23 protein-coding genes are annotated in these 22,430 nt (G+C 73.8%); 11 read left to right on the forward strand and 12 right to left on the reverse strand.

All coding sequences use genetic code 11. From position 1 onward, the window contains the following. Window positions 1-653: 653 nt before the first annotated feature. Window positions 654-1,547, reverse strand: a complete 894-nt coding sequence (ppk2, locus tag BLU42_RS16995) for a polyphosphate kinase 2 (RefSeq protein WP_197680832.1) — start codon at window positions 1,545-1,547, stop codon at window positions 654-656. Between the two features lie 545 nt (window positions 1,548-2,092). On the opposite strand from ppk2, the gene BLU42_RS17000 reads away from it, so the two are divergent. The 3 genes from BLU42_RS17000 to gnd all read left to right on the forward strand — a co-directional run bounded on the left by BLU42_RS17000 (window position 2,093) and on the right by gnd (window position 5,124). Next, window positions 2,093-2,485: a hypothetical protein gene (locus BLU42_RS17000; RefSeq protein ID WP_091077104.1), complete on the forward strand. Its 393-nt coding sequence runs from the start codon at window positions 2,093-2,095 to the stop codon at window positions 2,483-2,485. Window positions 2,486-2,606: 121 nt separating this feature from the next. Further along, entirely contained in the window at window positions 2,607-3,767 is a 1,161-nt protein-coding gene (gene dnaN, locus BLU42_RS17005; RefSeq protein ID WP_091077107.1) for a DNA polymerase III subunit beta, read from the forward strand. A gap of 268 nt (window positions 3,768-4,035) precedes the next feature. Then, the gene (gene gnd, locus BLU42_RS17010; RefSeq protein WP_091077110.1) at window positions 4,036-5,124 is read left to right on the forward strand and encodes a phosphogluconate dehydrogenase (NAD(+)-dependent, decarboxylating); all 1,089 of its coding nucleotides are present in this window, start codon (window positions 4,036-4,038) and stop codon (window positions 5,122-5,124) included. A gap of 363 nt (window positions 5,125-5,487) precedes the next feature. On the opposite strand, the gene BLU42_RS17015 is transcribed toward gnd, so the two are convergent. Beyond that, the gene (locus BLU42_RS17015) at window positions 5,488-5,901 is read right to left on the reverse strand and encodes a BLUF domain-containing protein (RefSeq protein WP_157720060.1); all 414 of its coding nucleotides are present in this window, start codon (window positions 5,899-5,901) and stop codon (window positions 5,488-5,490) included. An 82-nt stretch (window positions 5,902-5,983) separates the two neighbouring features. Between BLU42_RS17015 and recF the strand changes: the two genes are divergently transcribed. Both recF and BLU42_RS17025 read left to right on the forward strand, forming a co-directional pair. Then, window positions 5,984-7,123 (forward strand): DNA replication/repair protein RecF, encoded by a 1,140-nt coding sequence (gene recF, locus BLU42_RS17020; protein ID WP_091077112.1) that lies wholly within the window; start codon window positions 5,984-5,986, stop codon window positions 7,121-7,123. Beyond that, complete coding sequence (locus BLU42_RS17025; RefSeq protein ID WP_091077116.1) at window positions 7,116-7,676, forward strand: DUF721 domain-containing protein; 561 nt, start codon at window positions 7,116-7,118, stop codon at window positions 7,674-7,676. Before recF ends, BLU42_RS17025 begins: the two co-directional genes overlap by 8 nt. 12 nt (window positions 7,677-7,688) lie before the next feature. Here the strand turns inward: BLU42_RS17025 and BLU42_RS17030 are convergent, their stop codons facing one another. Further along, complete coding sequence (locus tag BLU42_RS17030; protein ID WP_091077120.1) at window positions 7,689-9,359, reverse strand: cation:proton antiporter; 1,671 nt, start codon at window positions 9,357-9,359, stop codon at window positions 7,689-7,691. Window positions 9,360-9,397: 38 nt separating this feature from the next. Here BLU42_RS17030 and BLU42_RS20730 point away from each other — a divergent pair, with 38 nt between their 5' ends. From BLU42_RS20730 to BLU42_RS17045, 4 genes are all read left to right on the forward strand, one after another. Next, a complete protein-coding gene (locus tag BLU42_RS20730) occupies window positions 9,398-9,541 on the forward strand; it encodes a hypothetical protein (protein ID WP_157720061.1) in 144 nt (47 codons plus the stop codon). Then, the gene (locus BLU42_RS17035) at window positions 9,538-10,155 is read left to right on the forward strand and encodes a DUF6882 domain-containing protein (protein WP_331715278.1); all 618 of its coding nucleotides are present in this window, start codon (window positions 9,538-9,540) and stop codon (window positions 10,153-10,155) included. Before BLU42_RS20730 ends, BLU42_RS17035 begins: the two co-directional genes overlap by 4 nt. Before the next feature lie 194 nt (window positions 10,156-10,349). Next, a complete protein-coding gene (locus BLU42_RS17040; RefSeq protein WP_331715279.1) occupies window positions 10,350-12,059 on the forward strand; it encodes an ABC transporter ATP-binding protein in 1,710 nt (569 codons plus the stop codon). Then, entirely contained in the window at window positions 12,056-13,957 is a 1,902-nt protein-coding gene (locus BLU42_RS17045) for an ABC transporter ATP-binding protein (RefSeq protein ID WP_157720063.1), read from the forward strand. The genes BLU42_RS17040 and BLU42_RS17045 overlap by 4 nt, the downstream gene beginning before the upstream one ends. Window positions 13,958-14,105: 148 nt before the next feature. Here BLU42_RS17045 and BLU42_RS17050 read toward each other — a convergent pair whose 3' ends face one another. Genes BLU42_RS17050 through BLU42_RS17060 form a run of 3 tightly spaced genes read right to left on the reverse strand, consistent with a single transcriptional unit; the run spans window position 14,106 to window position 16,119 of the window. Continuing rightward, on the reverse strand, window positions 14,106-14,399 hold the full coding sequence (locus tag BLU42_RS17050) for a Dabb family protein (RefSeq protein WP_157720064.1): 294 nt from the start codon (window positions 14,397-14,399) through the stop codon (window positions 14,106-14,108). 23 nt (window positions 14,400-14,422) lie between these two features. Then, a complete protein-coding gene (locus BLU42_RS17055) occupies window positions 14,423-15,154 on the reverse strand; it encodes a cobalt-precorrin-6A reductase (protein WP_091077128.1) in 732 nt (243 codons plus the stop codon). Continuing rightward, complete coding sequence (locus tag BLU42_RS17060; protein ID WP_091077131.1) at window positions 15,151-16,119, reverse strand: cobalamin biosynthesis protein; 969 nt, start codon at window positions 16,117-16,119, stop codon at window positions 15,151-15,153. The genes BLU42_RS17055 and BLU42_RS17060 overlap by 4 nt, the downstream gene beginning before the upstream one ends. Window positions 16,120-16,121: 2 nt before the next feature. Between BLU42_RS17060 and BLU42_RS17065 the strand changes: the two genes are divergently transcribed. Continuing rightward, window positions 16,122-16,679, forward strand: a complete 558-nt coding sequence (locus BLU42_RS17065) for a bifunctional adenosylcobinamide kinase/adenosylcobinamide-phosphate guanylyltransferase (RefSeq protein ID WP_091077133.1) — start codon at window positions 16,122-16,124, stop codon at window positions 16,677-16,679. Window positions 16,680-16,705: 26 nt separating this feature from the next. Here the strand turns inward: BLU42_RS17065 and BLU42_RS17070 are convergent, their stop codons facing one another. From BLU42_RS17070 to BLU42_RS17090, 5 genes are all read right to left on the reverse strand, one after another. Continuing rightward, window positions 16,706-17,467, reverse strand: coding sequence for an adenosylcobinamide-GDP ribazoletransferase (locus BLU42_RS17070; RefSeq protein WP_091077136.1), 762 nt, complete (start codon window positions 17,465-17,467; stop codon window positions 16,706-16,708). Window positions 17,468-17,474: 7 nt separating this feature from the next. Beyond that, the gene (gene cobT, locus BLU42_RS17075; protein WP_091077139.1) at window positions 17,475-18,503 is read right to left on the reverse strand and encodes a nicotinate-nucleotide--dimethylbenzimidazole phosphoribosyltransferase; all 1,029 of its coding nucleotides are present in this window, start codon (window positions 18,501-18,503) and stop codon (window positions 17,475-17,477) included. Then, window positions 18,500-19,321, reverse strand: coding sequence for a CbtA family protein (locus BLU42_RS17080; RefSeq protein WP_091077143.1), 822 nt, complete (start codon window positions 19,319-19,321; stop codon window positions 18,500-18,502). The genes cobT and BLU42_RS17080 overlap by 4 nt, the downstream gene beginning before the upstream one ends. 9 nt (window positions 19,322-19,330) lie before the next feature. After that, the gene (locus BLU42_RS17085; protein WP_091077146.1) at window positions 19,331-19,570 is read right to left on the reverse strand and encodes a CbtB domain-containing protein; all 240 of its coding nucleotides are present in this window, start codon (window positions 19,568-19,570) and stop codon (window positions 19,331-19,333) included. A 223-nt stretch (window positions 19,571-19,793) separates the two neighbouring features. Then, a complete protein-coding gene (locus BLU42_RS17090) occupies window positions 19,794-20,753 on the reverse strand; it encodes a ribose-phosphate diphosphokinase (RefSeq protein ID WP_231918228.1) in 960 nt (319 codons plus the stop codon). Between the two features lie 157 nt (window positions 20,754-20,910). On the opposite strand from BLU42_RS17090, the gene BLU42_RS17095 reads away from it, so the two are divergent. Then, window positions 20,911-21,687 carry an ion channel gene (locus BLU42_RS17095; RefSeq protein WP_091077149.1) on the forward strand — a complete coding sequence of 259 codons (777 nt, stop codon included), beginning with the start codon at window positions 20,911-20,913 and terminating at the stop codon, window positions 21,685-21,687. On the opposite strand, the gene cobA is transcribed toward BLU42_RS17095, so the two are convergent. Next, window positions 21,596-22,426, reverse strand: coding sequence for a uroporphyrinogen-III C-methyltransferase (gene cobA / locus BLU42_RS17100; RefSeq protein ID WP_231918616.1), 831 nt, complete (start codon window positions 22,424-22,426; stop codon window positions 21,596-21,598). The genes BLU42_RS17095 and cobA overlap by 92 nt on opposite strands. Between the last annotated feature and the right edge of the window lie 4 nt (window positions 22,427-22,430).

Consider the following 22,430-nt stretch of genomic DNA (forward strand, 5'->3'; position numbering starts at 1 on the left):
GCTGCACTGGTCGGCTCTCCTGGGGCTTCGTCTGGGATCCGTCGGGTCCTGAGCGACGGCGCCGAGCAACCATCCGCACGGGCGCGAGGTCCACGCTGAGCGACGTTCGCAGTCGCGCCCGTGCTCCCGCCAGACCCATCCACGCTCGGCGCCGTCACTCAGGACCACTCCTTCACCGCTCAGCCTCATCGGGGGCTCCAGCACGCTTCGGTACGGACCACAGGCGGGTGCCGTCCACGGTCTGCCGCACCCCGGCGTCGGGACTGTCGAAGGGCATGAACACAAGGGAGCCGCGCGCAGCCCTCCAGCAGATCGCGCCAGTACGCACGACCTGAGCACGACGGAGCCGCCCGCGTACCCACGAGCGCTTCTCGACCTGCCGTGCGCGCACGAGGACGCCTCGCTGGACACGCAGACCCGCGCCAGGCCTGTGTTGGAGGCCGGAGGACGACCGAGGAGCCCCCGCGGCCACGTGACGTCGAAGGGAGGGCTCAGGGCCTCGGCGCCGAGCGTGGATGGGTCTGGCGGGACCACGGGCGCGACCGCCGACGTCGCCCAGCGTGGACCACGCGCCCGTGCGGATGGTTGCTCGGCGCCGAGGCCCTGCGCCCGACCGGCACCAGACGGCACCGACCGAGCCGGAGGAGAGCGACTCAGTCGCCGAACGAGTCCCGCCCACGACGGACCAGGAGCGGGTCGGCCGGGTAGACCACCGAGGTGTCCTTGTCCGCGTACGCGAACTGGTCGAGGAAGAAGCGCATCGCGTTGATGCGGGCGGCTTTCTTGTCGTTGCTCTTCACCGTCGTCCACGGGGCGACGTCGGTGTCCGTGGCGGCCAGCATGGCCTCCTTGGCGTCGGTGTAGGCGTCCCAGCGGTCGAGGGACTCGATGTCCATCGGGGAGAGCTTCCAGCGGCGTACGGGGTCGATCTGGCGGATCGCGAAGCGGGTGCGCTGCTCCTGGCGCGTCACCGAGAACCAGAACTTGGTCAGGTGCACGCCGCTGTCGACGAGCATCTGCTCGAACAGCGGCGCGTGGGTCAAGAACTGCTCGTACTCAGCGGGCGTGCAGAAGCCCATGACGCGCTCGACGCCGGCGCGGTTGTACCAGGAGCGGTCGAACAGGACCATCTCGCCGGCGGTGGGCAGCTGGCTGACGTAGCGCTGGAAGTACCACTGGCCGGCCTCGGTCGTCGTCGGCTTGTTGAGCGCGACGACGCGGGCGGAGCGCGGGTTCAGGTGCTCCATGAACCGCTTGATGGTGCCGCCCTTGCCGGCGGCGTCGCGGCCCTCGAAGAGGATCACGTGCTTCTGGGCGGTGTCAGCGATCCAGTACTGGAACTTCAGCAGCTCGATCTGGAGCGCGTACTTCTGCTCCTCGTAGGTGTCGCGGTCCATCCTCTCGTCGTACGGGTGGTCCTCGCGCCAGCTCTCGATCGGGTCGCCGTCGGGGCCGATCAGGTCGGGGTCGGAGCCGTGCTCGTCGGGCCGCACGCTGTAGCCCGACGAGATGAGGTCGTCCAGGTACTCCCGGAACCCCTCGCGGATGATCGTCACGTCGCGCTCCCTCTCCCGGCGGCCGCTCGTGGGCGGTCGCACCCATCCTCCTGCGCACCCGGGTCGTCCGTGCCGGGTCGCCTGGTGCACCGGGTGCACCGCGGGCCAGTCTCGGACGCCCGCAGGAGCACCCGGGTGACGTGCGGCTGAACGGCGGGCGACGTCCCGGTGAGCGTCCGACGACGCCCGGCCCGGTGTTACCGACCGCGCATCACGATCGGGTGACGGCCTCCCCACACCTGGGGACAAGGGTGTGGACAACGGGGGAAACCACACGATCCGCCCGGGACGACCCGTGGGCAGTCGTCGCGCCGCGTCAGCGTGTCCGCAAATCCTCCCCGTGTCATTCCGAGTGGTCCACACCTGGCTCCCGAGGCCGATCGCCGCGCTGACCAGCGCGGACGTGTAGTTCTCCACAGTGCCCACAGCACCTACGACGACGATGAAGAGAGAGATACGAAAAGATGGTCTGAGTCTGGCGACCCCGAAGCTGTGCACAGGAGGGTCGCGGCGCGACGATCAAGCGAGGAACGACCGTGGGTCTGCTCGACAAGCTGTTCCGGCGCCAGTCCGACGACGACGGCGGTGAGGACGCGGTGATCACCCTCGACCTCGACGCCCGCCGTCCGCAGCTGCTGCGCCTGGAGCAGGGCCTGGACGCGCTGTCCCGGGCGATGCGCGACGTGCAGACCGTCGACAACCCGGGCTGGCGCGGCCGGATCAACGAGTACAGCCGGCTCGCCGGCGACGCGATGGTCATGCGCAAGGGGACGCCGACCCGCGAGGGCGTGCTCGACCTCGTCTTCGAGGTCCGTCCGGTCTTCACCGGGCCGCCGCCGTCCGAGCTCGAGGTCCTGGTGCCGCTGCAGGACGAGGTGCTGGCCGCGGCCGAGGAGCTGCGGACGCTGCGTCCGGGCGAGAAGGCCTGAGCGCGGGGTCGCTACGGTCGGCGGGCGGCAGGGGCGTCCGCGCTCGCTATGCTTCGCCGTGCCCACGGGCCGGTCGTAGCGGCCGGCGTGTGATTCCGCAGCGGGCTGTCGAGGAGGACGCGTGAAGATCAGGCTCGAGCGCGACGTGCTGGCCGAGGCCGTCCAGTGGGCGGCCCGCAGCCTGCCCGTACGCCCGAGCGTGCCGATCCTCGCCGGCCTCCTGGTGCGGGCCGACGCCGAGGGCGTGACGTTCTCGAGCTTCGACTACGAGACCTCCGCGCAGATCAGCGTCAAGGCCGCCGTCGCCGACGAGGGCCAGGCGCTGATCTCCGGCCGCCTGCTCGCCGACATCTCCAAGAGCCTCCCGGCCAAGCCGGTCGACATCACCAGCGACGAGACGCGCATGGAGCTCGTCTGCGGCAGCGCCCGCTTCACGCTCCAGACGCTGCCCGTCTCGGACTACCCGGCGCTGCCGACGATGCCCGAGTCGAGCGGCACCGTGCCCAGCACGGTCTTCGCCCAGGCCGTCGCGCAGGTCGTCGTCGCCGCCGGCCGCGACGAGCTGCTGCCGGTCTTCACCGGCGTCCGGGTCGAGATCGAGGGCGAGACGATCTCGCTGCTCGCGACCGACCGCTACCGGATGGCGCTCAAGGAGCTCACCTGGAACCCGGCCTCGACGCAGGCCTCGGCGACCGCGCTGGTGCCGGCGAAGGTCCTCAACGACACCTCGCGCTCGATGACCGCCGGCGAGGAGGTCACGCTCAGCCTGGCCAGCGTGGGGGCCGGCGAGGGCATCATCGGCTTCGAGGGCCACGGCGCCAACGGCGAGCGGCAGACGACGACGCGGCTGCTGGACGGGGAGTTCCCCAAGGTCCGCCACATCATGAACACCGCCGCGGTGATGAACGTCCGCGTCAGCACCGCCGAGGTCATCGCGGCCGCCCGCCGCGTCGCGCTCGTCGCCGAGCGGAACACCTCGCTGCGGATGCTGATCTCGGAGGGTTCGGTGACGCTCGAGGCCGCCACCGGCGACCAGGCGCAGGCGTCCGAGGCCATCGAGGCCGTCGTCGACCAGCCCGAGGGCGGCGACCTCGCCGTCACGGCCGCCGGCTTCAACCCGAACTACCTGCTCGACGCGCTCGGGGCCTTCGACACCCCGTACGTGAACTTCGCCTTCACCGCGCCGAGCAAGCCCTGCCAGCTGACCGGCGTCCCCGAGCTCAACGGCGAAGCGCTGACGGACTACCGGCACGTGATCATGCTCATGCGCCTGCCCAGCTGAGCTGGTCATCGTCCTGAGCTGACTCGGTCGGGCGCCTCACGCTCGCGTCTTCCTCCTCACGGGGCACGACGAAGAGCGTGTCGTGCCCCGCTCGTCGTCCAGACGCGACCGGCGCCCTCCCTCACACGCTCATGACGAGGTCCGCTCCCTGCCGCTCGGGTTCTGCGTCCGGTGCCGACCGTGCGCGATGGGTGACAAGACCCGGGCCGGGGGTGGGAGCCCGGTCCCGCTAGGTTGAGCCGCGAGTCTTCGGCGAAGGAGTTTTGGCATGCAGCTCGGAATGGTGGGCCTCGGCCGGATGGGGGCGAACATCGTCCGCCGTCTGATGCGCGGCGGGCACGAGTGCGTCGTCTACGACGTCAACGCCGACTCGGTGAAGAGCCTCGAGGGCGAGGGGGCGACCGGGTCGTCCTCCATGGAGGACTTCATCTCCAAGCTCAGCACCCCGCGCGCCGTGTGGGTGATGATCCCGGCGGGCCTCACCGGCCAGATCGTCGACCAGATCGCCCCGCTGCTCGACGAGGGCGACATCATCATCGACGGCGGCAACTCGAACTACCACGACGACGTCCGCCGCGCGGCCAAGCTGAGCGAGCAGGGCATCAGCTACGTCGACATCGGCACCAGCGGTGGCGTGTTCGGCCTCGAGCGCGGCTACTGCCTCATGGTCGGCGGGCCGGACCGGGCCGTCGCCCTCCTCGACCCGGTGCTCAAGACCATCGCCCCCGGGCCCGGCGAGATCGACCGCACCCCGGGCCGCAGCGGCGAGCTCGCGCCCGAGGAGCAGGGCTACCTGCACTGCGGCAAGTCCGGCGCTGGCCACTTCGTCAAGATGGTCCACAACGGCATCGAGTACGGGATCATGGCCGCCTTCGCCGAGGGCCTGAACATCCTGCAAAACGCCGACGCGGGCGAGAAGCAGGCCGAGCACTCAGCGGAGATCGCGCCGCTGGAGGAGCCGGAGTTCTACCAGTTCGACATCGACACCGCGAAGGTGTCGGAGCTCTGGCGTCGCGGTTCGGTGATCTCCTCGTGGCTGCTCGACCTGACGGCCGCCGCGCTGCAGTCCAACCCGCAGCTCGACGGCCTCGCCGGCCGCGTGTCCGACTCGGGCGAGGGCCGCTGGACGGTCAAGGCCGCCATCGACGTGGGCGTCCCGGTCCCGGTCCTGGCCGCGTCGCTCTTCGAGCGCTTCGCCTCCCGCGACAACGACCGCTTCGCCAACCAGGTGCTGTCGGCCATGCGTCAGCAGTTCGGCGGCCACCACGAGCTGCCGGCCGGCGACTCGCTCGAGGCCGGCGGGGAGAACGCCGACCAGGCCGGCGGGAAGAACTCCGGGCAGTCCGACACCGCCTGAGGCTGGGTCGGGTCGGGGCCGTCGGGCCTGCGGGTCGCGGCTCCGCGCAACCATCCGCACGGGCGCGTGATCTCGTCGTCTCGACGTAGGCGGTCGCGCCCGTGCTCCCGCCAGACCCATCCACGCGCGGAGCCGCGACCCGCAGACCCTCGTTCACGTCGCGTCCGCGCTCACTGCGGCCGACGCTGCGTGTCAGGTCGCTGGCCTACCCGACTTCAGGGGTACGGCTCCGCTGTGGTCGGGCGCGCTCGAACCTCTGTGGGGCGGCGGTCTGCTCAGAAACCGACCCCAGATCGACTCGAGGCGCAGGACTCGCGCTCAGCGCGCGGCCCGAGCGCGATCTCGGGGCGCGGATCGAGCAGATCAGGCGACGGGGACGAACTTCGAGAGGAAGTCGGCAGCCGCGAGGCGTCTCCGGAGGAGCTCGTGGTTCGGCGGGGCCTCGAGGACGTCGGTGTAGCCCGGGAGGTCGACCGGGTGGGAGTCCAGGTCGCGGAAGCCCATGCTCCAGTCGCCGAAGCGGCGGTGCGGGGACAGGCTGCTCCAGACGTTGACCACGTCGGCGTGGCGGGGGTCGTGGGCGATCACGTTGTAGAGCGGGCGGACGACGTCCTCCTCGCCCTCGAGGACCTGCATGAAGGAGCCCTCGCGGTGCAGGAGGACGCCCGTGATGCCGAGACCGGTGTTCTTCGCCCGCGATTGCGCGAGCAGGGCCGAGAGCTCCGGGGTCGACCATGACCCGACGGCGCTGCTCACGTACACGGCGGTGTAGAGCACGCTTACAGCGTATGCGGGCCGTTTCAGACGCCCCGGGCGCGCGCGGGCAGTGCGCGGTGGCCCGGCCCTGTTGAATGGGGGCGTGTTCGTGGACCACCTGCAGCTCGTCGACTTCCGGTCGTACGCGGCTGTCGACGTCGCGCTCGGCGCGGGCGTGGTGGTCTTCGTGGGCGCCAACGGGCAGGGCAAGACCAACCTGGTCGAGGCCGTCGAGTACCTCTCGACGCTCGGCTCGCACCGGGTGTCGAGCGACGTGCCGCTCGTGCGGGCGGGCGCGGAGCGGGCCATCGCCCGGGCGCGGGTGCAGGCCGGCCTGGACGACGAGCGCCAGCTGCAGCTCGAGGTGGAGATCAGCCGGGGCAAGGCCAACCGCGCGCGGCTGAACCGTTCCCCCGTGCGCCGCACCCGCGAGATCGTCGGCGTGCTGCGGACGGTCGTGTTCTCGCCCGAGGACCTCGCCGTGGTCAAGGGCGACCCGTCGGAGCGGCGGCGCTTCCTCGACGACCTCGTCGTCTCGCGCTGGCCGCGGATGGCGGGGGTGCGGGCCGACTACGACCGCGTGCTGCGTCAGCGCAACACCCTGCTCAAGTCGCTGAGCGGCCGCAGCCGCGGGGGACCGCCCGGCGCGGACGCCGCGGCGACGCTCGACGTGTGGGACGCCCACCTGGCGGCGGCCGGGGCGGAGCTGGTCGAGGCGCGGTTGGTCACGCTCGGCGACCTCGTGCCGCACCTGGCCAAGGCGTACGCCGACATCGCCCCGACCAACAGCGAGGCCGCCGCGGAGTACGTCACCGCGGTCGACCTCGAGCCCGGCGCGGACCGGGACGCGATCGTCGCCGCGCTGACCGCGGCGATGACGGCCCGCCGGAACGACGAGGTCGCCCGCGGCATCTCGCTGGTGGGCCCGCACCGCGACGACGTGCTGCTCTCGCTCGGGGTGCTGCCGGCCAAGGGCTACGCGAGCCACGGCGAGTCCTGGTCCTTCGCCCTCGCGCTGCGGCTGGGCAGCCTGGCGCTGCTGCGCTCCGACGGGGTGGAGCCGGTGCTGGTGCTCGACGACGTCTTCGCCGAGCTGGACGCCACCCGGCGCGAGCGGCTGGCGAGCATGGTCAGCGGGGCCGAGCAGGTGCTGGTCACCGCCGCGGTCGGCGGTGACGTGCCGGCCGTCCTGTCCGGGCGCCGCTTCCGCGTCGCCGGCGGGGAGGTCACGCCGGATGCCTGAGCCGAGGGACCCGGTCGAGCCGGGGGAGCCGCCGCCCGAGGAGCACGAGGCCGTCCCGCACGACCCGACCGGGCTGAGCCTGGCCCGGGAGACGGCCCGCGCGCTCGGCGCCCGGGCCCGGCGGCGCCGTCCGCCGCCCTCGGGGGAGCGGCGCCGCACGGTCGACCCGGTCAGCTCCGGCGCGCACCCCGACGACCGGGACCCGCAGACCCTGTCGCGGGCCGTGCACCGTCTCGTCGACGCCAAGGGCTGGGCCGCCGAGGTCAACGTGCGGACGCTGCTCGCGCGCTGGGCGCTCCTCGTCGGGCCGACGCTCGCGCTGCACTCCAAGCCCGAGCGCTACGCCGACGCCGAGCTGACCGTCCGGACCGACTCGACCGCGTGGGCGACGCAGCTGCGGCACATGGCCCCCCAGCTCGTGGCCATGCTCAACGAGCAGCTCGGCGCCGACACCGTGCGCTTCGTGCGTGTCCTCGGCCCCGACGCCCCGTCGTGGAAGCACGGCGGGCGCTCGGTCCGCGACGGCCGCGGCCCCCGCGACACCTACGGCTGAGGCGCGCGCCGGTCAGACCGCGAGGCTGCTGCGCATCTCGAGCGAGATCTGGGCGGCGTCGAGGTTGGCCAGCGCGTGCTCGAGCAGCTCGGCGTCGAAGGTGCCGTGGTCGCGCGCGTCGAGCAGGGCGCTGCGCTGCGCCGCGATGACCGCGAGGCGGTGCTCCTTCGCCGCGACGAACTGCTCGCCGGTCGGCGGCCCGTCCGGGTGCGGCGGCGCGGGCAGGGCCGCCGTGGTCGTGCGCACGAGCTCGGTGATGCGGTCGCGCTCCGCGGCCTCCTGGCGCTCGACCTCGGCGGGGTCGGTGCTCGGTCCGAGGCGGTGGACGAGGGCACCCACGGTCCCGCCCTGCAGCAGCAGGGACAGCGCGGCGACCGCGAAGGCCACGAGCACGAGCAGCAAACGCTGCGGGGTGTCCTCGGGCAGCGTCTGGGCCGCGGCCACGGTCACGGCGCCGCGCATGCCCGCCCAGACGACGACGGTCCCGTCGCGCCAGCCCAGCGGCTGGCGCCGGAAGTACTCGATGTCGGCCAGGACACGGGTGACGCGCGAGGCGAAGCGGTCCACGTCGCGCTCCGAGCGCGGCCGCCGGCCGCGGTTCACCGCCTCGAAGCTCTCGCGCCTGCCCTCGGGCGTGCCCATCGAGGACTGGAACTCCTCGAGCCGGTCGCGGAGCTGCTGACCTCGCTGCGCCATGCGGCTGAGGAAGACCAGGAGCGGCACGACGTACGCGGCGCGCACCAGCAGGACGAGCACGAGCGCCCCGGCCGCGACCAGCACCGCGGTGCCGACGCCGGCGTGGTCGCGCTCGACGTCGGTGACGATGCTCGAGATCTGCAGCCCCATCGTGAGGAAGACCGCCCCCTCCAGGACGAGCTCGACGGTGCGCCAGTTCTGGGAGTCGGACAGCCGGTTCTGCGGGGAGAGGTGGCGCGGCGCGAGCACACCGGTCAGCAGGCCGGCCACCACCGCCGCGACCAGCCCCGAGGCGCCCAGGAGCGTGGCGGGCAGCGAGGCGACGAAGGGGACGGCGAAGGAGATCACCGTGTTCACGGTCGGGTCGGTGATCCGGCGCCGGACCAGGAGGTTGACCGCACCGACCCCGGTCCCCAGCACCACCGCGACCACGATCGACCAGGCGAAGTCGCCGACGGTGCCCCAGAAGGAGAAGGCCTGCGTCGCCGCCAGCGTGGCGGTGCCGAGGAGGACGAGCGCCGTGGCGTCGTTGAGCAGGCTCTCCCCGTCGAGCATCGCGACGACCCGCCGCGACGTGGGCGTCTGCTTGACGATCGAGGTGGCCACGGCGTCGGTGGGGCTGATGATCGCGCCGAGCGCCACCCCGTACGCGAGGGTCAGGCCGGGCACCGCGGCGCTGAAGAACAGCCCGAGCACGACCGCGCTGAGCACGACGAGGACCACCGACAGCCCGCTGATTGCGCCGAACTCGCGGCGGAAGTTCATCGTCGGCATCGACACGGCGGCGGCGTACAGCAGCGGCGGCAGGACGCCCTCGAGGATCCAGTCGGGCTCGACCTGCACGCCGGCCAGCGCGGGGACGAAGCTCGCGAGCACACCGACGGCGACCAGCAGCAGGGGCGCCGCGACGCGCAGCCGAGGACCGACCACGCTGGCGCCGGCGATGACGACGAGGGCGACGACGAGGACGACGAGCAGCTCGGTCACGGGGCCAGCCTCGCAGGGGCAGCGCCTACGGTGACGAGGTGCAGCCGATCCGGTCCCTGAACGACGTGCTCGACGACGCGGCCTTCCTCAGCACCGAGCGGCAGCGCCGGCTGGGCGACCTCCTCGGGAGGGCGGCGGGTACGCCGAGCGCTGGGACGTCGACCTCGAGGCCGGCCGGCTGACCTTCACCGGTCCGGCCGGGACCCTGGAGACGCCCGCCCACCTCGTCGGCACCGCGGCCCCCGGCCCGGGCAGCTGGATGTGGGCCTGGAACAACGTCAACGCATTTGCCGACGCGGTCGTTGCGCGCGCGGCCACTGTGCGGGACTTCGGCACGCGCTTCGGCATCCCGGAGCTGACGAGCGCGGAGGTGCCGCTGCGGGGGAGCGCCCGCGCCGACGCCGTCGAGTACGCCGTGGTCGCCGGCCTCGTGAACGGCGGCCTGCCGCACTACACCGCCGAGGTGGGCGGCGGCACCGTCGTGGCCTTCGTGCTCGACGAGCCCCGCGCGGCGCTGCCGGCGCCCAGCCTCGTCACCGCGGTCTCGGTCATCGGGGAGACGCTGATGGGCGGCGCGGTCCTCGACCACCGCCGCGCGCTCGAGGCGTACGCGGAGCTGCGCGGCCTCGGCCTCGAGCCGGCCGGGCGCGACGCGGTGCTCCTCGGGCCGGACGGCCGGGTAGAGGTCCGCTTCGACGAGGAGGACCGGATCGTCGGCCTGGAGGGCTCGCTCGGCGCCGGCGCGGGTGCGGAGGACGGCACGGGGACCGGCGCTGGGAGCGGTGCCGAGGACTAATCCCCTCGCCGGCGCGGTTGCGCTCCTTGCATACTGGAACTAAGCCATCCGCGCCGACCTAAGGCACAGCCCTGTCCTCTCCGCCTGCCGCGAACCCCGGACCCACGGTCTCGCTGCTCCCGACCGCCCGGAACCGCGACGGCGAGGCCCGTACGGGCGCCGCCACCTCGATCTGGCGCTTCCGCTCCTACCTCCTGCCCTACCGCTGGCGCTTCGTCGTCCTCGTCGTCGTCGCCGTGCTCGGCATCGGCGCGAGCATCCTCGTGCCGCTGGTGACCCGCCGCGTGGTCGACGGCCCGATCGCGAACAGCGACCGGCCGGGCCTGTACGTGCTCGGGGCCGTCGCCATCGCCGTGGGCGTCGGCGAGGCGCTGCTGATGTTCATCCGGCGCTGGATCGTGTCCAAGGCGACCCTCGGCGTCGAGACCGACATCCGTACGCAGCTCTACGCCCGGCTCATGCGCCTGCCCCTGGCCTTCCACTCGCGCTGGGCCTCCGGGCAGCTGCTCTCGCGCATCACCTCCGACCTGTCGGTGATCCGCCGCTTCCTCGGCTTCGGCCTGGTCTTCCTCGGCGTCAACATCCTGCAGATCGTCGTGGTCGTGGCGATCCTGCTGCACCTCTACTGGCCGCTCGGGCTGGTCGTGGTGGCCTCGACCGTCCCCGTCACCTGGGTGTCGCTGCGGACGCAGAAGGTCTACACCAAGCTCTCCCGCGCGGTGCAGGACCAGACCGGCGACGTCACCTCCAGCGTCGAGGAGATGGCCCGCTCGCTGCGGGTGATCAAGTCCTTCGGGCGGGCCGACCACGTCTTCGGCGGCTTCGACCGCCGCAGCACGCGGCTGCACGACACCGCCGTCACGCGCGTACGGGTGCAGTCGAACTTCTGGACCTTCCTCGACGTCATCCCCAGCGTCACGCTGATCATCGTGCTCGGCCTCGGCGCGCTCGCCGTGGCGCAGGACCGGGTCACGCTCGGCACCCTGGTCGCCTTCACGACGCTGATGATGTCGCTCGTCTGGCCGGTGACCTCGCTGGGCTTCCTGCTGTCGATGACCCAGGACGCGATGACCGCGGCCGACCGCATCGCGGAGGTCTTCGACGCCGAGATCACCATCGTCGACGGGCCGCGCGAGCTCGAGGCCGTCCGCGGCGAGCTGGCCTTCGAGCACGTGTCGTTCCGCTTCCCGGACGCGAGCGAGGACGTCCTGCACGACGTCAACCTGCACCTCGCGCCCGGGGAGACCGTCGCCCTGGTCGGCGCCACCGGGTCGGGCAAGACGATCTTCACCAACCTCGTCGCCCGGCTCTGGGACGTCACCGGCGGGCGCATCACGCTCGACGGCGTCGACGTCCGCGACCTGCGCCTCGACCGGCTGCGCGAGCTCGTGGCCACGGCGTTCGAGGACCCGGTGCTGTTCAGCATGTCCGCGCGGGAGAACGTCGCTCTCGGCCAGCCCGACGCGAGCGACGAGGAGGTCCTCGCCGCCGTCGAGGTCGCCCAGGCGCAGTTCGTCCACGAGCTGCCGTACGGCCTGGACACCCGCATCGGCGAGCAGGGCATGAGCCTGTCCGGCGGTCAGCGCCAGCGCCTGGCCCTGGCCCGCGCCGTCCTCGCCCGCCCGTCGGTGCTCGTCCTCGACGACACGCTGTCCGCCCTCGACATCCACACCGAGGCGCTGGTCGAGGAGGCGCTGCGGCGCGTCCTGGTCGACGTGACCGGCATCGTCGTCGCCCACCGGGCGTCGACCGTGCTGCTGGCCGACCGCGTCGCCCTCCTGCAGGGCGGCACGATCACCCACGTCGGCACCCATACCGAGCTGCTGGAGACCGTGCCCGCCTACCGCGCGCTGCTGTCGGCCGAGCTCGACCCCTCCGACGAGCTGCTGGAGGTGGCCTCGTGACGACCGCCCAGGAGCGGCCCCTCGAGGTCGCCGACGACGAGCGCGAGGTCGAGCGGGCGGTGGTCGTCGACGAGCACGAGCGGTGGCGGGGCGTCGGGGTCGACTCCGGCGCGAGCGACGAGGAGGTCAGCCGTACGGGCAGCCGCTTCCTGCGCCAGCGCAGCCGGCGCCTGCTCGGCTCGCTGCTCGGCCCGTACAAGGGCTGGATCGTGGTCATGGTGCTCGTCGTCCTCGTCGAGAACGCCGCCCGGCTGTCGATCCCGCTGCTCGTGGCCCGCGGGATCGACCAGGGCCTGCCGCCGGTCATGGACGGCGGGAGCCCCCGCACGCTGCTGATGATCGTCGCGGCGATGCTCGTCGCCGTCGTGCTGCAGTCGCTCGGCCGGATCGCCTTCCTGCGGGTGTCGGGGCGGATCGGCCAGGACGTGCTGCTCGAGCTGCGGCGCCGGGTCTTCACCCACTTCCAGAAGCTCGACGTCGCCTTCCACGACCGCTTCACCTCCGGCCGCGTGACGTCGCGGCTGACCAGCGACATCGACGCCATCTCCGAGCTGCTCGTCGGCGGCTTCGACGGCCTGGTGACCGCGGTGCTGACCATGGTCGGCGTCGCGGTCCTGATGCTCAGCCTCGACGTGGAGCTGGGCCTGGTCTGCCTGCTCTGCTTCCCGGTGCTGCTGCTGCTCGTGCGGTGGTTCGCGCGGCGCTCGGCCACGGTCTACCGCCGGGTCCGCGAGCTGTCGGCCCTGGTCATCGTGCAGTTCGTCGAGACCATGACCGGCATCCGCGCGGTGCAGGCCTACCGCCGCGAGGGCCGCAACTCCGACATCTTCGACGGCATCGCCGACCGCTACAAGGACGCGAACACCGACTCCTTCCGCCTCGTCGCCGTCTTCATGCCCGGCGTCCGGCTGGTCGGCAACATCACCATCGGCGCGGCCCTGCTGTTCGGCGGCTACCGGGCGCTCGAGGGCGACATCACCATCGGCGTGCTGACGGCCTTCCTGCTCTACCTGCGGATGTTCTTCGAGCCGATGCAGGACATCAGCCAGTTCTTCAACACCTTCCAGTCCGCCTCGTCGGCGCTGGAGAAGCTGTCCGGGGTGCTCGAGGAGGAGCCGGGAGTGCCCGAGCCGGCCCACCCCGTCGCGCTGCCGCGGCCGCGCGGCGAGGTCCGCTTCGACCACGTCGACTTCGGCTACGACCCCGAGCGCCTCGTCGTTCGGGACCTCGGGCTGACCCTGCGCGAGGGCGAGACCGTCGCCGTCGTGGGGACGACCGGCGCGGGCAAGACGACGATCGCCAAGCTCCTGGCCCGCTTCTACGACCCCACCCGGGGACGGGTGAGCCTCGACGGGGTCGACCTGCGCGAGCTCGCCGACGCCGACCTGCGCCGGGCGGTGGTGATGGTGACGCAGGAGAACGTCATGTTCTCCGGCAGCGTGGCCGACAACATCGGGTTCGGCCGGCCCGACGCCACCCGCGCCGAGGTCGAGGCCGCGGCCCGCGCGGTCGGGGCCGACACGTTCATCGAGGCGCTGCCGGAGGGCTACGACACCGACGTCGCCAAGGGCGGCGGCCGGCTCTCCGCGGGCCAGCGCCAGCTGGTCGCGTTCGCCCGAGCCTTCCTCGCCGACCCCGCGGTGCTGGTCCTGGACGAGGCGACGTCGAGCCTCGACATCCCGAGCGAGCGGCTCGTGCAGCAGGCGCTGCAGACCGTGCTCGCCGACCGTACGGCGGTGATCATCGCCCACCGCCTGAGCACGGTCGAGATCGCCGACCGCGTCCTCGTCGTCGAGCGCGGCGAGATCGTCGAGCAGGGCCCGCCCTCGCTCCTGCTGGACGAGTCGGACGGCCGCTACGCCGCCCTGCACGACGCCTGGGAGGCCTCGCTCGCCTGAGCTCCCGCCGGCTGCTTGCCGGCTTCCTGCCCCTCGGTGTGGTGACCACTGGTCACCTGTGGGCCGCGGAGAAGGTCTGGAGCGACCAGAGCTGACCAGTGGTCGGAGTACGGGCAGAGGTGGCGGGTCGGGCGGCCTCGGCCGCGGGTCAGACGTCGAAGACGACGACCCGGTCCGCGTTGGCGCCGATGGCGGACTTCACGGGCTCGTGGTTGGGGTGGTCGAGGTAGACGTCGCGCGCCTCCGGCGAGGCGAACGTGACGACGAGCATGTAGTCGAAGCCGTCCTCCTTGCCCTCGGGACTCGAGGAGGGCCCCTCGACGACGTCGACGACGTCGGGGATGGTCCGGCCGAAGTCGGCGACGAGCGGGCGCACGGTCCGCTCGGCCTCCTCGGCCGTGCCGGGACGCCAGGACACGAGCACGACGTGGGTGGTGGTCACGCCGCCGAAACTAGCCGCCGCGGTCAGCCGGCCGCGGTGCGCACCCAGGCGACGGCGTCCCCGACCTCGCCGACCGCGGGGACGTCCGCGGGTGCCGACGGCCGACGGACCACGACGACGGGTACGCCGAGCTCGCGCGCGGCGTCGAGCTTGGCCTCGGTGTGGGTGCCGCCGGAGTCCTTGGTCACGAGCAGGTCGGCGCGGTGCTCGGCGAGGAGCGCCCGTTCGCCGTCGAGCGCGTACGGCCCGCGCGAGCGGACGACCCGCCAGGCCGGTGGCAGGTCGAGGTCGGGCGGGTCGACCACCCGGACGAGGACCGAGCGGTCGGCCCAGGGCAGGAAGGCGGCCAGCCCCTGCCGACCGGTGGTGAGGAACGGCCGCTCGCCGGGGACGGCGAGCACGCCCTCGACGCCGTCGACCCAGGTCCACCGTCCGGCGTCGGGGTGCTCGGACCAGCCGGGGCGGGCCAGGCGGAGCAGCGGGGTGCCGGTGACGGCGCAGGCTGCGGCCGCGTTGGCCGAGATCCTCGCGGCGAAGGGGTGCGTGGCGTCGACGACGGCGGTGACGTGATGTTCCACGAGAAACGTCGCGAGGCCCTCGACCCCGCCGAACCCGCCGACCCGCACCCGGCCCACGGGCAGCGCCGGCTGCGAGACGCGGCCCGCGAGCGAGGAGAGCACGTCGACCCCGTCGGCGACGAGCCGCGCGGCCAGCGCGCGGGCCTCGGCCGTGCCGCCCAGGACGAGGACGCTCACGCGGACGTCCGGCGGACGAGACCGCGGCCGAGAGCCAGCCCGACGGCGACCGCGAGGCTCAGCAGCGACGTCGCCCGGGCCAGGCGGACCGTCCGGGCCACGTCGGCGACCGCCACCGGTCGCCCGTCGCCGAGCGTCCCGCGGTCCTCGACGTGCCCCTCGTACGCGTTCACCCCGCCGAGCCGGACGCCGAGGGCCCCGGCGAACGACGCCTCGACGACGCCGGCGTTCGGGCTGGGGTGCTGGGCCGCGTCACGCCGCACCGCGCCCAGCGCGGCGCCGGGGGTGCCCCCGACGAGTGGCGCCGCGACGGCGGCCAGCAGGCCGGCGACGCGGGCGGGCCCGAGGTTGAGCAGGTCGTCGAACCGCGCCGCCGCCCACCCGAACCGCCGGTAGCGCTCCGAGCGGTGCCCGACCATGGCGTCGAGGGTGTTCGCGGCCCGGTAGGCGAGCAGCCCCGGCACGCCGGCGACCGCGCCCCACAGCAGCGGGGCGACGACGGCGTCGGAGGTGTTCTCCGCGACCGACTCGACGCAGGCCCGGGCGACCTCGTCGGCGTCGAGCCGGGTCGTGTCGCGTCCCACCAGGTGCGTCACCTGCACGCGGGCCGCGGCCAGGTCGCCCCGCTCGAGCTGCGCGGCCACCGTCTCGGCCTCGCGCCGCAGCGAACGTCCCCCGAGCACCGCCCACGTCGCCGCCGCCGTGACGAGGACGCGGGCGACCGGGGCACGCCCGAGCCGTTCGAGGCCGACCCCGAGCAGCACGGCACCCCCGACGAGCACTCCTGCGTACGCCGTCCCCCGGAGCCGGTCGGGCGCCCAGACCCGCCGCTCCAGGGCACCGGCGACGGTGCCGAAGGCGGCGACCGGGTGCCCGCGGCGGGGGTCGCCGAGGACGACGTCGGCGGCGTAGCCGAGCAGCAGGCCCGCCGCCGTCGCCCGCGGGCCAGCGCCTAGGGTCGTCACCGATGTCTCCTCTCGCCTCGGCACCGGCCCAGCGCACGCTCGTCACCGGCGGTGCCCGTTCGGGCAAGTCGCGCTTCGCGGAGGGTCTGGTGGCCGACGCGGAGACCGTCACCTACGTCGCGCCGGGCCCTGTGCCCGACCCGGCGACCGACGCGGAGTGGGCTGCGCGGGTGCGCGTGCACCAGCAGCGCCGCCCGGAGCACTGGACGACCGTCGAGACCGACGACGTGGCCGCGGTGCTGCGCCGCGGCGACGACGCCTACCTCGTCGACTGCCTGGGGACCTGGGTGACCGCGGTGGTCGACGGCCTGGGCACCTGGGACGTGCCGCTGCCCGACTGGCAGGCCGACTTCGACGCCCGCGTCGAGGACCTCCTCGACGCGTGGCGCTCGACGCCGCGCATCGCCGTGGCCGTGACCAACGAGGTGGGCTGGGGCCTGGTGTCGGAGCACCGCTCGGGGCGCGTGTTCACCGACCTGCTCGGCCAGGTCAACGCCGCCGTCGCCGGCGCGAGCGAGGACTGCGTGCTGATGGTCGCGGGGCGCGCCCTCTACGTCTGAGTGCCCCCGAGCCCGGACCGGCGTGGTCACGCCGCGGCCGCCAGCACGACCAGCAGCGTCGCGAACGCCGCCTCGACCGCGGCCCCCATGACGTCGCCGCTGACCCCGCCGAAGCGGCGCGTGGTGTGCCGGACCAGCACGAGCACCACGACCGCGGCCAGGACCCCCGCGACCAGCCCCAGCCACCACGGCTGACGCACGGCGAGCCCGGCGACGACCGCGAGGCCGAGGAGCAGGAGCGTCCCGGTCGCCACCCCGAGCGGGCCGACCGAGCCGGCGACGACCCGGCCCAGGCCGTCCGGTCGCGCCGCCGGCACACCGACGCGGCAGACCAGCACGAGCACGGCCCGCGACGCGCAGACCAGCAGCAGCACCGCGAGGGCGCCACCCGACGCGTACGGGAGCGCGGCGAGCCCGGCGACCTGGAGGCCGAGGACGACGACCAGGGCGACGGCACCCATCGGGCCGACGTCGCCGCGGCGCATCACCTCGAGCGCGCGGGCCCGGTCCCAGCTGGCGCCGAGCCCGTCGACGGTGTCGGCGAGCCCGTCGAGGTGCATGGCCCGCGTCCCCAGGGCCAGGACGCCGACCACCAGGAGGGCGCGGACGGCGGGCGGCAGCACCGCGAGCTGCGCGAGCAGCACGACCAGGCCGGCGAGCGCGGCGACCGGGAGCACGGCGACCGGCCCGAGGACCATCGCGCGACCGGCCGTGCGCGGCGTCGCCTCGACCGGGCGTACGGGCACGACGCTCAGGAACCCGCCGGCCAGCCGCAGCGCGTCGAGCACCGAGGTCCTACCCGCCCGGCGCCAGGTCCGCGAGCAGCGCCATCTCGCGCAGCAGCAGGACGGCGGAGCGCAGGACGGGCAGCGCGGTGAGCGCACCCGTCCCTTCGCCGAGGCGCAGGCCGAGGTCGACCAGCGGCTCGAGCCCGAGCTTGTCGAGGGCGAGCTGCTGGGCGGGCTCGGTGGAGCGGTGGCCGGCGGCGCACCAGGCGACCACGCCCGGTTCGAGGTCCTCGGCGACGGCCAGCTCGGCGAGGCTGACGATGCCGTCGAGCAGGACGGGCACCCCGGCCCGTGCCGCGGCGCACAGGAACCCGACACCGACGGCGAGGTCGGCCGAGCCGAGGGCGGCGAGCCGCTGCACGGGGTCGTCGACGCGCGCGCCGGCGCGGGCGAGCGCGGTGGCGACGACCTCCGTCTTGTGCGCGAGCGCGGCGTCGTCGACGCCGGTGCCGCGCCCGACGACCGCGTCCGCCCCCACGCCGAAGGTGGCGGCGACCAGGGCCGCGGCCGGTGTGGTGTTGCCGATGCCCAGGTCGCCGAGCAGCAGCAGGTCGGCCCCGGCCGCGATCTCCTCGGCCGCGATCGCCGCGCCGGCGTCCAGCGCGGTGCGGACCTCGTCGGCCCTCAGCGCGTCCTCGGTGTCGATCGACCCGGACGAGCGCCGCAGGCGGTGGCGCCCGACCGCGGGACCGAGGCCGCCGAGGTCGGCGTCCACCGCGATGTCGAGGACCTGCATGGCCACGCCGTGCTGGCGGGCGAGGACGTTCGCCCCCGAACCGCCCCCGGCCATCGCGGCGACCATCGCGCCGGTGACCTCGCGGGGGTAGGCCGAGACCCCGGCGTGCGAGACGCCGTGGTCGCCGGCGAGGACGGTGAGGCGTACGCGCTCGAGCGGGCGCGGCGGGCAGGTGCCCTGGCAGGCGGCGACCCAGGCAGCCGCGTCCTCGAGGCGTCCGAGCGCCCCGAGCGGCTTGGCCAGGGCGTCCGACCGTTCCCGGGCGGCGCGGGCGGCCGCCGCCGACGGCGGCGCGATCACGCGTCGACCAGCGCGGTGGTGCGCTCGCTGCGACGGCCGCGGACGGCCAGGCGGTGCGCCAGCTCGGCGGTGACGAGCCCGATGACGCCCCACAGGGTGAGCTGGACGAGCACGCTCGACAGCCGGAAGTCGTAGAGCACGCTCGCCGGGAAGCCCTCGGGCACCTCGTCGTAGGTCGGCACCAGGCTGCTCGCCAGGCCGACCACGACGACGTACGCGGCCCCGCAGACGATCGCGGCGTACCAGGCGCCCCAGCGCGCAGCGGCCCGACGGCCGACCAGCACGGCGGTCACCCCGGCGATCACCGAGATGGCCACGAGCAGGAAGTAGAGCTCGGTGCGGTAGCCGATGGTGTCGGCCGAACCGACGGCCGGCGGGTTGGGCGGGTAGGTCAGGAACGGCACGAGGTAGACCGCGACGAAGCCGAGCCCGGCGACCAGGAGCGGCACGCCCCGGGCCCCGAGTCGGCCGAAGCGGCCCATCCCGAGCGCGCTGACCACGCCGATCAGCCCGCCGAGGGTGACCCCGGCGACGATCGTCGCGGTGGCCAGTCCGGCGGTCGACTGCAGCGAACGGGGGACCTCGGTCTCCCCGGCGGTGCCGTGGTCGTGACCACCGGCGGCGTGACCGTGGTCGTGGTCCTCGGCGGCGGCGGAACCGGTGTCGGTCCCGTGCGAGTGACCCCCTGCGGAGTCCTCGAGGGCGATGGCGGCGCTGACGGACGGCTCACCGACGACGTACGCCACGAAGAACGCGGCGACGCCGGCGAGCAGGCCGGCCAGCAGCCCCCGGACCAGCAGGTCCCGGGCTGTGGTCATCTCAGCGGCTCAGTGGCAGGGGAAGCCGAGGAGGTGGCGCCCGTCGTGGGTCCACTCGTGCACGGCGGTGCCGTTCAGCAGCGAGGTGGCCCCCTGCTCGGCGCCGACGAAGTACATCGCCACGAAGGCGAGCAGCGCGGCGAACGCGAGCCAGGGCAGCACCTGGTGCAGCGGGACGGGCTTGAGCGTCACGGCTGCGGGCGCAGGGGCCGGCGCGGCGATGGCGGTGGGGGTGCGGTGGTCGGTCATGGTTCCTCCTGGGTTTCAGCGACCCGTGGTCGGGAGCCCGTGGAGGAGGGGTCTGACTCGGGCGTCACCCTCTGGTCGAGGGCTGGCCCACACAGTGGCGCGACCGTGCCGGAGTCCCACCGGCTTCCGCTTGATCTCCGCGAACCCGAGCACTGTAGCCCGTACGCACCCGGGTCGGCGAGGGCGTGACCACGGCTTGGCTTCGCGGACGGCGACGCGTCCGTCAGCCGTACGTCTCGACGTCGCTGAAGAGGCTGCTGACGCTCTCGCCGTGGTGGATCCGGTGCATGGTCTCGGCGAAGAGCGGGGCGACCGAGCGGACGTGCAGGTTCGGCAGCCGGTCGCCGTGCGCCTGGGGGACCGTGTCGGTGGTGACCACCTGCTTGACGCCCGGCTCGTTGGCCAGGCGCTCGATGGCCTGGCCGGTGAAGAGCCCGTGCGTGCAGACGACCGAGGCCTCGTTCGCGCCGTGCTCGCGCAGCACCCGCAGCAGCTCCACGATCGAGCCGCCGGTGGCGATCTCGTCGTCGAGGATGATGACGTCGCGGCCCTCGACGTCGCCGACGATGCGGTCGATGACGACCCGGTCGTCGGAGAGGCGCTGCTTGGACCCGGCGGCCACGGGCAGGCCCAGCTCGCGGGCGAAGGCGGCGGCGACCTTGGCGTTGCCGAGGTCGGGGGACACGACGACGGTGTTGCTGAGGTCGAAGCGGCGGAAGTGCGCGGCCAGCTCCAGCGTCGCGCTCAGGTGGTCGACCGGCACGGAGAAGAAGCCGTGCACCTGCGGGGAGTGCAGGGCCATCGTCAGCACGCGGGTCGCGCCCGCGCTGGCCAGCATGTCGGCGACGAGCCGGGCGCCGATCGAGATGCGCGGCTCGTCCTTCTTGTCCGAGCGGGCGTAGGCGAAGTGCGGGATGACGGCGGTGATGTGGTCGGCCGAGGCACCCCGCGCCGCGTCGAGCATGAGCAGGAGCTCCATGAGGTTCTCCTGCACCGGCGGTACCAGCGGCTGCACGACGTAGACGTCACGGCGCCGGCAGTTGGCGCGCAGCTGCACCTGCAGGCAGTCGTTGCTGAAGCGCCGCACCACCGAAGGGCTCAGCTGCACCCCGAGGATGCGGCACACGTCGCGCGCGAACTCCGGGTGCGCCGACCCGCTGAAGACGGTGATCTCTCCGGTCACTGGTGGCCTCCTTGTCGTGCAGGGGCGACCCCACAGCTCTCGGCCCGCCCCCTGACCGGGAGGACCGTGCACCATCTCAGCGGACGGCCGGTCGGCGCGCGGCACCGGGGTCCCGGGCGGCAGGACCTGGGCCCTCGTACGGATTAGGGTCACGACCATGCGCAAGCCGCCTCCCCGCTCGGCGGTGCCGCACAAGTTCATCTACCGCGAGGTCGTGCGCCACCCCTCGGCGATCCTGTTCATCACCCAGCTGCTCGGGGTGCTGCTGTACGCCCTCGACGAGGCCACCTCGACCGCGACCGGCTGGCGGGTCGCCCTCGAGCTCTTCGGCGCCGGCGTGCTGGCGCTGGCCATCTGGGCCGTGCGGGACCAGCCGGGCCCGACCTGGATGGCGGTGATCCTCGGGGTGGCCGCGTCCGGGCTCTCGGTGCTCGGTCTCGTCCTCGGCTCGACCCCGGTCGAGCTCGCCGGCGACGTCGTGCACGCCGCGTTCTACTTCCTCGCCGCCTCCAGCATGTTGGTCTACATGCTCGCCGACTCCGACGTGACCCACGACGAGCTGTGGGCGGTCGGGGCGACGTTCACCCTGGTGGCGTGGGCGTTCGCGTACGTCTTCGCGGTCGTGCAGCAGCTCGCGCCCGGCAGCTTCATCGCCGCGGTCGACCCCGACGCCCCGCGGACGTGGCTGGAGCTGCTCTTCCTCAGCTTCACCAACCTGTCGAGCACCGGGCTGTCCGACGTCGTGCCGGTGCTGCCCGTCGCCCGTTCGGTCGTGATGATCGAGCAGCTGGCGGGGCTGGCCTACGTGGCGCTGTTCGTGTCGCGGGTGGTCGGGCTGACCATCAACCGGCGGCGGATGACCCACCCCGAGGCCGGGGAGGACGTGCGGCGGGAGCAGGGAGCTGGGCAGCCAGTCCTGCGACAGGACCGATGACGGTGACCGCCGGGGCGCGGACACCCGCGGCCTCGCCGACGGCGGCGATGTCGGCGACGGTCGCGCTGACGCTGCGCTGAGCGGGCAGCCCCGCGTCGGTGACGGTGAGCGCGGGCGTGGTGGCGGGCAGGCCCTGCGCGACGAGCTCGGCGGTGATCGCGGGCAGCGTGGCGATGCCCATCAGGACGACGAGCGTCGTGCCGCTGCGGGCGAGTGCGCCCCAGTCGAGCGTCGAGCCCGGGTCCCCCGGCGGCAGGTGGCCGGAGACCACCGTGAAGCCCTGGGTGAGGGTGCGGTGGGTCAGCGGCACGCCGGCGAGGGCGGGGCCGGCCAGCGCGGAGGAGACGCCCGGCACGACCTCGACGGGGATGCCCGCCTCGGCGCAGGCCTGCCACTCCTCGCCACCGCGGCCGAAGACGAAGGGGTCGCCGCCCTTGAGGCGCACGACCCGCTTGCCGGCGCGCGCGTGCTCGACCAGCAGCTCGTTGATGCGCTCCTGCGGCGTGAACGACCCGCGCGGGATCTTGGCGACGTCGACCACCTCGGCGTGCGCCGGGGCCTGGTCGAGGACGCCGATGGGGGCGAGCCGGTCGGTGACCACCACGTCGGCGCTGCGAACCGCCTCGAGCCCGGCCACGGTGAGCAGCCCGGGGTCGCCGGGCCCGCCGCCGACGAGCACGACCGAGCCCTGGCCGGGCGTGGCGCCCGGCGCCGCGGCGGGTCGGCGGCTGCCGACCACCGGC

Source organism: Microlunatus sagamiharensis (assembly GCF_900105785.1).
Taxonomy (GTDB): Bacteria; Actinomycetota; Actinomycetes; order Propionibacteriales; family Propionibacteriaceae; genus Microlunatus; species Microlunatus sagamiharensis.

Excerpts from the sequence above, each read along its gene's own strand:
- gnd (WP_091077110.1), top strand. The coding sequence starts at position 4,036 with ATGCAGCTCGGAATGGTGGGCCTCGGCCGGATGGGGGCGAACATCGTC.
- BLU42_RS17025 (WP_091077116.1), top strand. The coding sequence starts at position 7,116 with ATGCCTGAGCCGAGGGACCCGGTCGAGCCGGGGGAGCCGCCGCCCGAG.
- BLU42_RS17065 (WP_091077133.1), top strand. The coding sequence starts at position 16,122 with ATGTCTCCTCTCGCCTCGGCACCGGCCCAGCGCACGCTCGTCACCGGC.
- BLU42_RS17080 (WP_091077143.1), bottom strand. The coding sequence starts at position 19,321 with ATGACCACAGCCCGGGACCTGCTGGTCCGGGGGCTGCTGGCCGGCCTG.
- BLU42_RS17085 (WP_091077146.1), bottom strand. The coding sequence starts at position 19,570 with ATGACCGACCACCGCACCCCCACCGCCATCGCCGCGCCGGCCCCTGCG.
- BLU42_RS17095 (WP_091077149.1), top strand. The coding sequence starts at position 20,911 with ATGCGCAAGCCGCCTCCCCGCTCGGCGGTGCCGCACAAGTTCATCTAC.